The organism is Okeania sp., assembly GCF_983059655.1.
Window position 1 is genome coordinate 1 of sequence record NZ_CEZPJD010000142.1, and the last position, 13033, is coordinate 13033.

At 35.3% G+C, this 13033-nt stretch carries 11 protein-coding genes; 3 read left to right on the top strand and 8 right to left on the bottom strand.

Annotated elements, in window-relative coordinates:
* Positions 1-566 precede the first annotated feature (566 nt).
* Positions 567-692 carry a hypothetical protein gene (locus tag AC3DU7_RS10590; RefSeq protein WP_488039312.1) on the bottom strand — a complete coding sequence of 42 codons (126 nt, stop codon included), beginning with the start codon at positions 690-692 and terminating at the stop codon, positions 567-569.
* A gap of 8 nt (positions 693-700) precedes the next feature.
* Positions 701-1669, bottom strand: coding sequence for an acetamidase/formamidase family protein (locus tag AC3DU7_RS10595; protein ID WP_488039313.1), 969 nt, complete (start codon positions 1667-1669; stop codon positions 701-703).
* Between the two features lie 83 nt (positions 1670-1752).
* Here AC3DU7_RS10595 and AC3DU7_RS10600 point away from each other — a divergent pair, with 83 nt between their 5' ends.
* The gene (locus AC3DU7_RS10600; RefSeq protein ID WP_488039314.1) at positions 1753-2613 is read left to right on the top strand and encodes an AAA family ATPase; all 861 of its coding nucleotides are present in this window, start codon (positions 1753-1755) and stop codon (positions 2611-2613) included.
* A 367-nt stretch (positions 2614-2980) separates the two neighbouring features.
* Here the strand turns inward: AC3DU7_RS10600 and AC3DU7_RS10605 are convergent, their stop codons facing one another.
* Positions 2981-3484, bottom strand: coding sequence for an RNA-guided endonuclease InsQ/TnpB family protein (locus AC3DU7_RS10605; protein WP_488039315.1), 504 nt, complete (start codon positions 3482-3484; stop codon positions 2981-2983).
* Entirely contained in the window at positions 3466-4269 is an 804-nt protein-coding gene (locus tag AC3DU7_RS10610; RefSeq protein WP_488039316.1) for an RNA-guided endonuclease InsQ/TnpB family protein, read from the bottom strand. The genes AC3DU7_RS10605 and AC3DU7_RS10610 overlap by 19 nt, the downstream gene beginning before the upstream one ends.
* Positions 4270-4656: 387 nt before the next feature.
* Here AC3DU7_RS10610 and lysS point away from each other — a divergent pair, with 387 nt between their 5' ends.
* The gene (gene lysS, locus AC3DU7_RS10615; RefSeq protein ID WP_488039317.1) at positions 4657-5802 is read left to right on the top strand and encodes a homocitrate synthase; all 1146 of its coding nucleotides are present in this window, start codon (positions 4657-4659) and stop codon (positions 5800-5802) included.
* A 25-nt stretch (positions 5803-5827) separates the two neighbouring features.
* Here the strand turns inward: lysS and AC3DU7_RS10620 are convergent, their stop codons facing one another.
* The 4 genes from AC3DU7_RS10620 to fmt all read right to left on the bottom strand — a co-directional run bounded on the left by AC3DU7_RS10620 (position 5828) and on the right by fmt (position 11258).
* On the bottom strand, positions 5828-6568 hold the full coding sequence (locus tag AC3DU7_RS10620) for a sulfite exporter TauE/SafE family protein (protein ID WP_488039318.1): 741 nt from the start codon (positions 6566-6568) through the stop codon (positions 5828-5830).
* A 462-nt stretch (positions 6569-7030) separates the two neighbouring features.
* Positions 7031-7501, bottom strand: coding sequence for a cupin domain-containing protein (locus tag AC3DU7_RS10625; protein ID WP_488039319.1), 471 nt, complete (start codon positions 7499-7501; stop codon positions 7031-7033).
* Positions 7502-7879: 378 nt separating this feature from the next.
* Positions 7880-9535, bottom strand: coding sequence for a mechanosensitive ion channel family protein (locus tag AC3DU7_RS10630; protein ID WP_488039320.1), 1656 nt, complete (start codon positions 9533-9535; stop codon positions 7880-7882).
* Positions 9536-10259: 724 nt separating this feature from the next.
* Positions 10260-11258, bottom strand: a complete 999-nt coding sequence (gene fmt, locus AC3DU7_RS10635; protein ID WP_488039321.1) for a methionyl-tRNA formyltransferase — start codon at positions 11256-11258, stop codon at positions 10260-10262.
* 535 nt (positions 11259-11793) lie between these two features.
* Between fmt and recF the strand changes: the two genes are divergently transcribed.
* Positions 11794-12966 carry a DNA replication/repair protein RecF gene (gene recF, locus AC3DU7_RS10640; protein WP_488039322.1) on the top strand — a complete coding sequence of 391 codons (1173 nt, stop codon included), beginning with the start codon at positions 11794-11796 and terminating at the stop codon, positions 12964-12966.
* Positions 12967-13033 lie beyond the last annotated feature (67 nt).

Below are 13033 nucleotides of genomic sequence, written 5' to 3' on the forward strand. Positions count from 1 at the left end.
CAAGGTATTTCCTCTTGCATCCCCAAAAAAATCGTGATATAATTTACTTATTGGGAGTCGCTCGCCCCTGCGCATGACTTTTTATTCAACGCAAAAACAGCATTTCGTTACTGAATATATATAGAAGAGATACTCACACCATCAAAGCACCAGAAAAATATCATTCTGTGAGGCACTCCAAAAAGAAGTAGCGATCGCCAAATTTGCCCGCCCCATCAACAGTATCAATATTATTCATATAAAAGCCGACACTATGATTCACAACCAAAGAAAAAATATCATTGTGTAAAGCTCAAAAAAAACGGCAAGGTATTTCCTCTTGCATCCCCAAAAAAATCGTGATAGGATTTACTTATTAGGGGTCGCTCGCCCCTGCGCATGACTTTTTATTCAACGCAAAAACAACATTTCGTTACTGAATATACATAGAAGGGATACTCACACCATCAAAGCAGCGTTGCTGAATACTGAGATGATTGAGGCCGACACGGGGAAACGGGGACACGGAGACACGGGGATTATAGTTGCTCCTCTCTGATAAAATCATCCGGCAATTATGCAATGCCTCAAAGCACCAGAAAATCATCATTGTGTGAAACACTCCGAAAAGAAGTAGCGATCGCTAAATTTTTCACCCCATCAACAGTATCGATATTATTCATATAAAAGCCTACACTATTATTCACAACCATAATTTCTTCTACATAACAGAGTTTGTTGTGGATAATATTGACTTTGATAACATTCCATGAACCCCTTTATGAGGACTATTCACAACTTGAGTAATGTGAAAATTTACAGCAATAGAACACAAAATATAAGCATCTTCAGCACTCAACCCAACAAAATTTTCTAACCAACTAATCATTTGCTGTAAAGCTAATTCAAAAGCAGCATCTAAAGTATTACCAAAACCAAACGAAATAATATCAGTCGATGTTTCCGCCATAGGAGAAGTTAATTGTAAATCTTGCCTAATCTTAATGTGAATAGTGCCATTCATTGAAGTTTCAATTGCCGTTACATTTATTTCTCCATCGCCCTGTGCAGAATGGCCATCACCAATAGAAAATAAACCACCAGGCACAAAAACAGGTAAAAAAATTCGCGAACCAACTTGTAATTCTCGGCAGTCAATATTTCCCCCATAAATACCAGGAGGAATAGATGAACGTTGAGTATTTTCTGTGGCAACTCCGAGAATTCCAAAGAATGGTTGAAGTGGAATTTTTATCCCACTATTAAGAGGAAATTCAGCTATCTTTTTTTCTAAATCTAGTGGAATAAAGGTTAGTTTTGCTGCCGTAAATTGTTCGGGTAATGCACCCCATCCCGGACGAATTGAATTAAAACCCATCCGTAAACTAGGGTAAATATTTTCCAGAATAATTTCTAATACATCTCCTGGTTTAGCATTATTAATATATATTGGTCCGGTTAATAAATGAGGACCAACACCAACTTTTCTTTCTGCTGGTAAATTGTGACAAATTTCTAGAAATTCTGGAGTTAGAAATTCTCTAGGTGCTTTGTCGTAAAGATAATAACCCGTGTAAGTTTCTACATCAATGCAATCGCCAGAATTAATTATTAATGCTGGCTCTAGTTTGTGGGAAAAACCTCCTAAATGAACAGTATTACATCGAGCTTTTAAAATGTGCTTTCTCATCTTCTTTATTTTTTTTTAAGATTTATCGTATATAATAATCATTTAAGTAAAAAAAATTCAATTTTTCATAAACTTAACTTAAAATGATTCAAACTATAACTAAAGTTAATCAAACTTTTAGACAGTTACAGTCAGGAATTGGTGTTGGTGTCCCCCTATCTAAAGATTGGGTATCTATCAAGAATGAAGCTCTAGTAATTATTGTAGGTTTAACTGGTGTAGGGAAAAGCACAGTCATTAATACATTAATTGAATCTGGATTAAATTTCACTTTACTTCCCAATCGACGCACCCTAACAACAGAATTAATTATTCCTCATATTCAAGTCACAAACGAGCAAAATGTTCAAACAATCTGTCGTATAGAACGCTTCAAGTATACTCGTCAGTATCAAAAAAGTTTTCCCGGAGGTATGGGTCATATTTTAGCCCAGTTACAAGTTAATCCCTCCTTAATTAATCATCCATTAATTTTTGATGGTTTACGGGGAGAAAATGAAATTACTTATGCTGCTAATACTTTGAAAAAAGCTAAATTTATAATTTTGGATGCTCCATTATCAGTTCGCTTAAAACGTCTTTTAACTAGAAGTGATGCTTTCGATAAAATCACAAAATATCCAGATAATGAAGTAGTTAATCCTAAAAAGATTATGGGTTTTTCTGATTTTGGCATGCCCGAAGCTTCCAATTTATTTACTGTTGATGAAGAGCAGGAAATTTGCACTCTACTTAAAAAAGGACTATATAATTCTGTAGATGTTTGCGAACGATTAAATATTTTGGTTGAGGAGAGCAGAAATTATGATTCGGAAGCAACAAAAACAGCTTTACAGGCAATTGCTCCTGAGAGAACTTTGCTTTTAGATACTACTAAGTTTTCACCTCAACAAATCACTCAAAAAATTCTTGCTTACTTATTACTTAAAAATTCGAGGGTTTAAGTCTCCTACTATGTAAGCATTTCCTGCGGAATGTTGCACAAACAGCTATTAGCTAGCCTCCTACGTAGGAACTGCGTTAACAGCAACAAGACTCTCTCTTATGTGCATCTCTTATATGTGCAAAAATACTTTTTTCCTATATATTCCCTGTTGCCTTTTGCCTGTGGCCTAAAAGCGATAAATTTTTGGCTTTATTCATGCATTGAGATGCACCCAAATAAGATTGCTTTGCTTTGACACTCTCACCGTTAAATCAAAGATTATAACGGTAGATTCTTGCTTCAAACTCTTAACTAGACAGCAAATCAAGCAAGCTTAATTGCACCGCCCCCTATAGACAATCGACCCAAGCTTTCTTGCTCCGTCTTTACGCTGAGGGAACCTCAGCGCAGGCGGTGCGCTTTTCTTTAACCGTGTGCCCCACGGCTATTAGTCCTCTTTTTCTAATCACTTTTGCAGCAGCTACATCACGGTTTATTTGATAATTACAGTTGCTGCAATTATGTTTTCTATCAGACAATTTCTTCTTCTGAATATAACCACATAAAAGACATTCTTGAGATGTATAATTTTTGTCAACTTTGGCATAATACTTACCTCGTTTCCAGCAAACATAAGGCAATATTTCGTTGATAAACTGACCAATTCCAGAATCCAGGGATTGTTTTCTAACAATACCTTGAGACCAAGATTTAAAATTCATATTTTCAACAAAAATATTGTCTGTAAAATCGCAAAGTTGATGAGCCAGTTTTAAATGCCAATCACGTCTAGTATTAGCTATTTTTTCATGTAGTCTAGCTATTTTATGCTGGAGTTTTAACCAGTTATTTGACCCTTTATTTTTATGTTTTAGCCTTCTTTGCAGCAAGCTCGCGCGTTCCCTCTCTTGGTCAGCATTCCGCAAGCGAGCTGGCGGCGACGCGGGGTCTGACCGCTTGCGCCTGGAGGCGACGCGGGGTCGCTCGCCAATTTCAGCTTGCGTAGCTGGCCTAACAAAAACTTAGGAGACTTGATTAATTCTCCTGTAGAAGTAGCTACAAAACTTTCTATGCCTGCATCTATACCTAATGATACTTTACCTACTGAATTATCTGGCACTGATTCTGATGAAATAAAAGTAATCATCAAATAATAACCACTAACTTTTTTGACTATCCTAGCTTGTTTAGCTGTCATCCCTTCGGGGTAAGGTCTACTTTGTCTAATTTTAATCCACCCCAATTGCGGTAGCTTGAATCTACCGTAACCTAAACAATTTTTCAGCATGGCAGGAAAAACAAAGCTTCTCATCTTTTTCTTAAATCTTGGAAAGCCTTTGCCTAAACTTTTCATTTCCGAAAAAGCTCGGTCTACAGTTTTTAAAGTTTGTTGTAATACCTGAGCATTTACTGACTTTAATTTAGGATTAGTTTTCTTAGCGATGGTTAAGCTTTTTGCTTGATAATTGTAATTAGGATAAGGGGCATCAGCAGGTATTATATACTCAGAAATAATTGAACAACTATTGATTGGTGACTTTCTGGAATTTACCCAGTCTTTACGCTCTCTTAAGCCATAGTTATACAGGTTTTTACAGACATCAAGAATGTGGTTAATTTCTGCCTCTTGATACTGAGTTGGTTTAAGCTTGTACTGGTAAGTTAAAGTAATCAAGTTTGTGGTTTTTGCTGCTTTCTAAAAATTATATAACCCTAACACAACAATTGTTTCGAGATCGCGCAATTATTTTTCTGGTTGAAATTCATCTCACCGCTAAATTAAAAATTATAATGGGAGTCCTCTTTCAACATTCTCTGATAGATTTTATAGCAGTCGAAGCAAAAGTTAGGACGTATCAAAAGCCTAAAACTCAGACAAAGGAAGATTTTCCCTTCTTCCTTCTTCCTTATGCTTTAACAATAACTTAAATGTTATTAAATATTCTTAAATATATTTAACATATAGCATTTTTTTGTGACATTAATTGTAATTAATCATACTAACTATAATTGCTGCAATATGTTTAGCTGAAAATTATAGAATTATGCCTAAACTAAAAAAATGCTATTAAGTAAATTAGCCATAGTTGATTCTACTTTGCGAGAAGGAGAGCAATTTTTTAAATCTAACTTTTCTACGAGTGATAAAATTGAAATAGCTAAAGGATTAGATAGATTTGGAGTAGAATACATAGAAGTTACTTCTCCGAGAGCTTCTCCTCAATCTTATCAAGATTGTCAAAAATTAGTTCAATTAGGTTTACAAGCTAAAGTTGTCACCCACATTCGTTGCCATCTAGAAGATGCAAAAATAGCCCTAGATACAGGTGTAGATGGCATTAATCTATTCATCAGTACTTCACAAATTTTACGTCAATTTGGTCATCGTAAAAGTATTGAAGAAATTATTGATATAGCTACAGAAGTTATAACTTTTATTCATCAAAAAAATCCTCAAGCAGAATTGCGTTTTTCTACTGAAGATTCATTTCGTAGCTCTCTTTCAGATTTACTGCGAGTCTATTTAGCAATTGATAAATTAGGAATAGTCAATCGCTTTGGAGTAGCTGATACAGTAGGCATAGCAACTCCCCACCAGGTTTATCAACTAATTCAAAAGATAAGACAATGCTTTTCTAAAAATATAGAATTTCACGGTCATAATGATACAGGTTGTGCCATTGCTAATAGTTTTACTGCTTTTGAAGCAGGGGCAACTCATATTGATACAACTGTTTTAGGGATTGGTGAACGTAATGGTATTACTCCTTTAGCTGGATTAATTGCTCGTCTTTATACCCTCGATCCAGAAACTTTAAATAATAAATATTTTCTCTCTTATCTCCATCAATTAAATCAATTAGTAGCGGAAAAGATGGGACTTTCTATTCCTTTTAACCATTGTATTGTCGGGGAAGCTGCTTTTAATCATAAAGCTGGAGTTCATACCAAAGCAATTCTCAATAATACTAGGACTTATGAAGTAATAAATCCCAGTGATTTTGATTTGAATCGGTCAATTTTAATCAATCATAAACTTACAGGCAAAAATAGTATTGCTCATCGTGCTATTCAACTCGGTCTGAATTTAGACAACTTCCAAATTCAAGCTATTACTCAAACAATTAAAAATTTAGCTGACCGACAAAAAATGACCTTAGAAAACGTGGATGAAATTTTATTCTCATCACAAAAAAATATTGGTTAAATTTTTTTAATATTCAGTGCCAAATCTACCACAATATTAATATATTCCTTTGTTCCCAGAGAATGAATAAACCACTAAAAAGTACAAACATAATTACTAGCTGACGGAATAATTGAGGGCTAATTTTTTCTAATACTAAATTACCCAACCAATTACCTGGAAAAGCAGCTATTCCTATGAGTATCCCATATCCAAACAAAGGCAAAGTTAAAGTACCAAAAATGGTGTAAGCGATCGCTTTAACAATATGAACTACCATCCGGTTTACTGCTTGAGTGCCCAATAGTTCCTCTTTTTCTAAACCAAAATTAAGGTAAAAAGGTGCAAGTATTGGTCCCATACTACCAATAATGCCAGATAAAAAGGAATAAATAAAACCTGCTGGTAAAAAATACCAAGCACGAACAGTAAAAGATTGCTCTTGATTCTTAATAATTAAATTTATCCCAGAGATAACTAGAAATAATCCTACTAAAAAACTCAACCATCCTACAGAAATTTGGGTCAACATAAAAGCCCCCAAACAAGCACCAACAATAGCACCAGGTAGTTCCCACAAAATTACTGTCCAGTTAATTTTTTGTCGATAAGTAAAAGCACGTTCTGCATTACCAATAATTGCTCCAGTTGTAATAATTGGTGGGATGGCTAGAGCGCCTAAAAAAAAACCAATGAATGGCATTAAAAGAAATGAACTACCGCCACCTGCTAGGGTACTGACAAACCACCCAAAAATACTTGCTAATGTTAGCCACAAATAGGTCATATTCTTTGAAAATTTATAATATTTTACTGTTAAGATTTTCTCCGGCAATGATGCACAAACAACTGTCAGCCATCAGCTATTGCTTTTAGTTTAGGATAAAAGCTTTATTAATTGTCATATGACTATATTTATGTATAACTTTTATTATGCCAGTTCTGGTAATAGGAATCTAAGTTTTAGAGTTTTCATATATCCTTAAATTTTTTACCGAATAATATCATGTCTGCACTTGATCGTTTGTGTAAACCCAAGGGTGAATATCTACAAAAAATTTAAGTTTTTTCGGACTTTTAAGTCTTCTGTTCTAGATAACTAAAGCCTTCTTCCTTCTTCCCTCTTCCTTCTCATATCAATAATCTTCTCCAGAAGCTACTAATAAAAACTTAGTAGTTTCTAGAGAAGGAATGACTAACAACATTCATTGATTCAAAACTTAATTAACTTTGCTATTTAAGAAAGTAGCTATTCATAATATAAACCTTCTATCGGCACACCATCTTCGTGCTTGTTTTCCTTGGATTTTCCTGGTAATGACTTACCATCGATACCAATACGATTAACTGGAATTTTTTCCTTTTCTGCACCTACTCTCAACATAACTAGAGGTTCGTCTCCACAACTTTGAAACTTGTAAAAACCACCTCTAGGAATTAATATACCTTGGTTTCTGCTGAATACTCCAACTTCACCATCTTTGCCAAAAAACCTAGCTTTTCCAGCTAAAATCACAAAAGTATGGTCCTCTCCAGGATGAGAGTGTAGAACATTTTCTCCCCCTTGAGCGTAACATTTAATTCTCACGCTCATTAAATCAGTTTTGGCTATAGTATAGTCACTTCTTCCCTTACTCAAAAGTTGAGTTTTGAGTTGAAAAACTTGAGGTTCTGGACTTTGATTAGAAATTTTTTCTGTCAATTCTTGATTAGCAACCATAGCAGGTATTTTTTTTACAGAAAACACTAAACATAAACAAGAGTATATTAGCCTAATTCTCTAATAATTTTCATTATAAAAATATTAATTTTTACTTCGTCCAATGCATCAATTATAGTCCAAGTAATACCAAATCCGGCTATCAAAAGCACGTTTTTCAAATTCTTCTCTAACTATTTTAGTATAGATGATCTCTGCCTTCTTCCCTACCTTTATAAATGAAGGTTCTGTATAAACCGGATTGAGTATAATTAGTGGTCAAAAAAAACAACTCTATTTTTATCCAACTTGATTGTATTAAGTATTCAAATGTAAGTCCAAAAATAATTTTCTCAAGAAGTAGTAAATACCATACATGATTTTTCCCCATTGGGTACTTTATCTGTAAAAATAAGCCTGCCTTAGTCGCCTCACAATTTCTCCATGAACTTCACTACGGATGCGGTTACCACGCTGACATTGTTCCAATTTCACATTATCAATAAAAAACTTGACCGCCAAATCTATAGTCCCTTCTCCAGTCTTTCCTATTGTCACATTGTTCATCCAAATTTTGGGGTGTTGCCAAGCAGCATAAATTTGAAATCTATCCTCCATCCATTTCCATAACTCCTCACCATAGTCATCTAACTTAGTTTCCAAGAAACTATTATTAGCATTAACAATTTGCTGTAAGAATTTATCCATTCTCATCTTTAAAAAAGCAATTTTTCTTTCCAACTCAACTCTTAAAACTTGATTATCTTCCTCAATTATATCTGGATCTTCCTGCCAATTTTCGTACCAACTTCTTAGCAAATTAATCAGAGTATCTTCATCCATATTTTCTGATTCTTTCAAAGATAACAACTTTTTACCTCTTGTTTTTTCTGAAATTATTTCAAAGCCTATTGTTCTAAGTATTTCCAAATAATAACCTTGAATTTGTCTGATTTCTCCTCCATCAAGTCCTTCCATTTCTAGAAACTTAATTTTGCTAATCAAATCTTTCATTGCTTGTTTGATTTCTGCGAGCTTAATTTTTAATTTTTGCTCTGCTATGAGACGCTTATGACCAAATTCTTTCTTTGATAAAAGATTATCCTGTGTCTCTAACAATTGATCTTTTACCCTGTAAAAATTTTCTATAGCCACCAACTTTTTATCTAAGTCTCCTAAAGTATCTGGATGACTCAACACAACTTCTTCAATAATTTTAATAGCTTGATTTGGGTCACAGTCACCTCTGATTGGTACAGTAATTGTATAGTAATAATTTGGATTCGGACGACTAAAATTAATCAGCTTTTCACTTTCTAAAGCTGCGTTAGGAAGAAATAGGTCGCAATGACTTTCAATCAAATATAAAGTTGTCAACCTAATTCCTACAGATTTAATTACAGCGGTCGAGCCATCCTTTAAAGCAACAACATCACCAAATTGAAATGGCGTATCTATCAATAATACCAAACCACTAAAAAAGTTAGATAAAATATCTTTCAGTGCAAAACTGAGTACAAATGTCACACCCCCAAATCCTACCCATAACCCAGTTAAATCTATTCCTAATGTTTGTAGAAATAAAAAACTTCCTATCAAGAATATAATGATTGGTAGAATCTTCTTAATGATAGGAAGTAATACATCATCCCACTCTGCCTCTGTTTTTTCTGCGTACTGACTGAGGTAGTAAGCAACTACCTGAGTAAATAATTCACTTACTAAATAACTGCTGAAAGCAATAATTGCTGCAGTCAATAATCGTTTAATAAGATCTAAATATTCTAAATAGCCTAAATTATCAATTTCTATTCTGAGAAAAATCAGGAGCAAAATTATCGGCAGAGGAGTTTGTAAAATGTTTAGAGTTAAAATTCCTATTTCATTATTTAACTTCCGAAATAAAAACCTAGCCCCATAAAAGACTACTATATATAAAATAAAGGCTAAAATAGTCCAAATTAGTAAATCTCCTAGAAAATTACTTAGCTCCTCTTTAATCAAGAGTAGGAAATTGATGGTTGGAGAGTCTAATACTTGTAAAATTGTCAACATAGTCTAAATTAATTCCTATTCATTATTTTCAGTTGAAACTAAACTTTGAAGAAGGCAGAAGGGAAAATTGCTTATGGTGTCCACATCCAAAACAATTTTAAGCACCTCCATCGACGCTGGGGTATTAAACCCGCAAAAGAAAAGATAATTTAAATTGATAAGTTTAACAGCCAATGACCAGAACATCAGGTCTAGAATCCGGGTAATTAGTTATCGTATTGCTAAGAAGTCAGAATTTCCTACGGAATGCTCCGCAAACAGGAGTCAGGAGGCACGGAGTCAAGAAAAGATTTGAACTATGTAAACTTTTAAATTCGTATTCAAGCAGAACATCTGTAATTCTGAGGAAGTAATTTTGCAATTACTGTATAACCGGATTATATATCAAGCCCCCCCTTTGAAGAGGATAAAAAAAGAAAATTAAGTATTTTTTTACCTCCTACTTTAGTACTATCCCTTATAAGGAGTGGGGAGAAGGGGAGTAGGGAGCAGGGGAGAAGGGAGAGATAATCATAGTAGAGTAGATAGGAAAAACTACTTAAGTTATCAAAAAAAATGTACTTTATTAATACAGTTTTTCTCTGACAAAAACCTTTTAGATGCTAAATCATAACTTGTATATTTTGTCAAGTTTTATGTTAAGAAAGATGTTTATAAAGCATAGTACTCTGGTAGGAGATACTGTTAACTGATAACTGATAACTGATAACTGAAATTACCCATCCTAACTGCCAATCATTTCCCCCGTAGCTAGACGAGTACCATTAGCAAAATCCCAACCAGAAACCGCCTTCTTTCCTGACAACTGGACCTGCCACAATAACAACCAACCAGCCCCAGTTTGCAGCACTGGCCCCAAACCCTTAATAACTTTCACTACTTCCCCCACACTCCCAGAAACCTCAGACTCAGAAGACCAGACCTTCTCTAACTTCTGCAACTCAGGTGGCAACTCCGACCAATATTCAGCACCCACTGGCACAGTTGCCATTACTTTCAAAGACTGACCCCGAAAATTGGTGACACAGTTAGGAAAAAATCCCCTTACTTGGTTGTGAATTTCCAAAGCACTCCTTGACCAGTCAATTTGATAATCAGAATTTTGAATCAGCGGAGCGTAAGTTGCCAAAGAATTATCTTGAGCAATAGGTTCAATATCCTCTTTCTCCAACTTCAACAAAGTTTCCCATAATAAATGAGCACCATCCTTTGCCAAAACTTCCGCCACAGATGCAGCATTATCCAACAAACCAATAGGAGTAATACTCTTCAACAACATTGGACCAGTATCCATCCCCACATCCATCAACATCGTGGTATTGCCTGTTTCCTTCTCACCATGATATACAGACCACTGAATAGGAGCTGCACCGCGATACTTGGGCAAAATCGAACCATGAACATTTACACAACCCAACTTCGGCATATCTAAAATTTCCACAGACAAAATCTGTCCATAAGCAACTACCACAAATACATCTACTTGTGCTTGTCGTAATAAATTGAGAGTTTCAGTATGTTTTTTAACTCGACGAGGTTGCCAAACAGGGATACTGTGAGAAACTGCTAGTGACTTAACTGGGGATGGGATGAGTTTATTACCACGTCCCCGTCGCTTATCAGGTTGGGTGACAACTGCGACAACTTCAATTTCTGGACGAGTTAATAATTTTTCCAGAGTAGGAACAGCAAATTGGGGTGTGCCAAAGAATATTATTTTCATAGTATTATAAAAAGTAAAAAGTAAGATTTTATAGAGTTACAAAACAAAGTTATAAGTTATTAGTTATGAGTAAGATTTTATAGAGCTACAAAACGAATCGTATAAAAACATTCTCTATCTTTAAAATTACCAAATCTTTATAATTTTTTTCCCTCCTGACTTCTGAGTCCTGTTCATTAATTGATAATGGATAATGAATCATTGATAATTACTTCTGGTTAAAACCGTTATACCATTTCTCTGTAACAATGCGCTTAATAATTTTTGCTCATACCTTATTATGCCGACTATTCTCGTCTTTATATTAAGTGCAACTTCATGGAGAAATGGTATTACGGAATTGAATATAAGGAATATTTTCTTTTCTCTTGGTCGATTGGATATGGTTAGGAAACCCATCCATCTCACCCTACGGGAAGCTGCGCTTTTCGCGCCAGCGTTGCAAAGCAAACGACCGCTTTTTCCTCTTAAAAGGGGAGGCTTTAGACCATAATTCTTTAATTATTAATTATTAATTATTCATTATTCATTGAATATGTACCTTAGACATTTACATTTACGACAGTTTCGGAACTATCTAGACCAGAAAGTTAATTTTGATGCTGCCAAAACAATTTTAGTGGGAGATAATGCCCAAGGTAAATCTAATCTACTGGAGTCAGTAGAGTTACTTTCCACTCTCAAATCTCATCGGGTGAGTCGCGATCGCGATTTAATCTTAGATGGCAAACCAGCGGGACAAATACAAGCTAACTTAGAAAGACAAGTGGGAAATATTGAGCTGACTTTAACTGTACGGAGTCAAGGTAGACGCACTGTAGCAATTAATGGTGAAACTTTACGTCGCCATTTAGACTTTTTAAGTATTCTGAATGTGGTTCAGTTTTCCAGTCTAGATTTAGATTTAGTCAGGGGTGGACCTGAAGTACGTCGTCACTGGTTAGACCGACTATTAGTACAACTCGAACCTGTCTATGCTCACATTCTGCAACAGTACAATCAAGTTTTGCGCCAACGGAATGCTTTGTTAAAGCAGATTCGCCAACAGAAAATGGCAGCAGAAACTACTGGTTCAATAAATTCTATTTCTCCTCAAGAGTTAGCTTTGTGGGATGCTCAGTTGGCCACTACTGGAGCGCGGGTAATTCGCCGAAGACAGCGTGTTTTGCAGAGATTAGTACCATTAGCGAGTGAGTGGCATAGGGCGATCGCTGGAAATATGGAAGTTTTGCAGATGGAATATTTGGCGAATGTGATGGTTGATAGTAAGGAATTAATTATTCAAGATAGTTTGGAGGGTGTGCGTCAGGCTTTTTTAGAAAAAATTAAGGTACGGGCGATCGCCGAACAATATCAAGGTACTACAGTAGTAGGCCCTCATCGAGATGATGTAGCTTTTACTATTAATGATACTCCAGCAAGACAATATGCTTCTCAAGGACAGCAGCGTACTTTGGTGTTAGCGTTAAAGTTGGCAGAGTTGCAACTTATTGAGCAGGTAGTGAAGGAAGCACCGTTGCTTTTATTGGATGATGTGTTAGCGGAATTAGATTTACATCGACAAAATCAGTTGTTAGAAGTAATTACTGACCGTTTTCAAACTTTGATTACTACTACTCATTTGGGGTGTTTTGATGGTCAGTGGTTACAAGATACTCAAATTCTTTCAGTGCGATCGGGCCAAATTAGTTATTTCTTGGATTTTTGATTATGTCAAACGAGGGAACAGGGAACAGGGAACAGGGAACAGGGAACAGGGAACAGGGAACAGGGAA

Coding starts and splice junctions, on each gene's coding strand:
- AC3DU7_RS10620 (WP_488039318.1), bottom strand. CDS start 6,568: ATGACCTATTTGTGGCTAACATTAGCAAGTATTTTTGGGTGGTTTGTC.
- AC3DU7_RS10625 (WP_488039319.1), bottom strand. CDS start 7,501: ATGGTTGCTAATCAAGAATTGACAGAAAAAATTTCTAATCAAAGTCCA.
- AC3DU7_RS10600 (WP_488039314.1), top strand. CDS start 1,753: ATGATTCAAACTATAACTAAAGTTAATCAAACTTTTAGACAGTTACAG.
- lysS (WP_488039317.1), top strand. CDS start 4,657: ATGCTATTAAGTAAATTAGCCATAGTTGATTCTACTTTGCGAGAAGGA.
- fmt (WP_488039321.1), bottom strand. CDS start 11,258: ATGAAAATAATATTCTTTGGCACACCCCAATTTGCTGTTCCTACTCTG.
- AC3DU7_RS10590 (WP_488039312.1), bottom strand. CDS start 692: ATGGTTGTGAATAATAGTGTAGGCTTTTATATGAATAATATCGATACT.
- recF (WP_488039322.1), top strand. CDS start 11,794: ATGTACCTTAGACATTTACATTTACGACAGTTTCGGAACTATCTAGAC.
- AC3DU7_RS10630 (WP_488039320.1), bottom strand. CDS start 9,535: ATGTTGACAATTTTACAAGTATTAGACTCTCCAACCATCAATTTCCTA.
- AC3DU7_RS10595 (WP_488039313.1), bottom strand. CDS start 1,669: ATGAGAAAGCACATTTTAAAAGCTCGATGTAATACTGTTCATTTAGGA.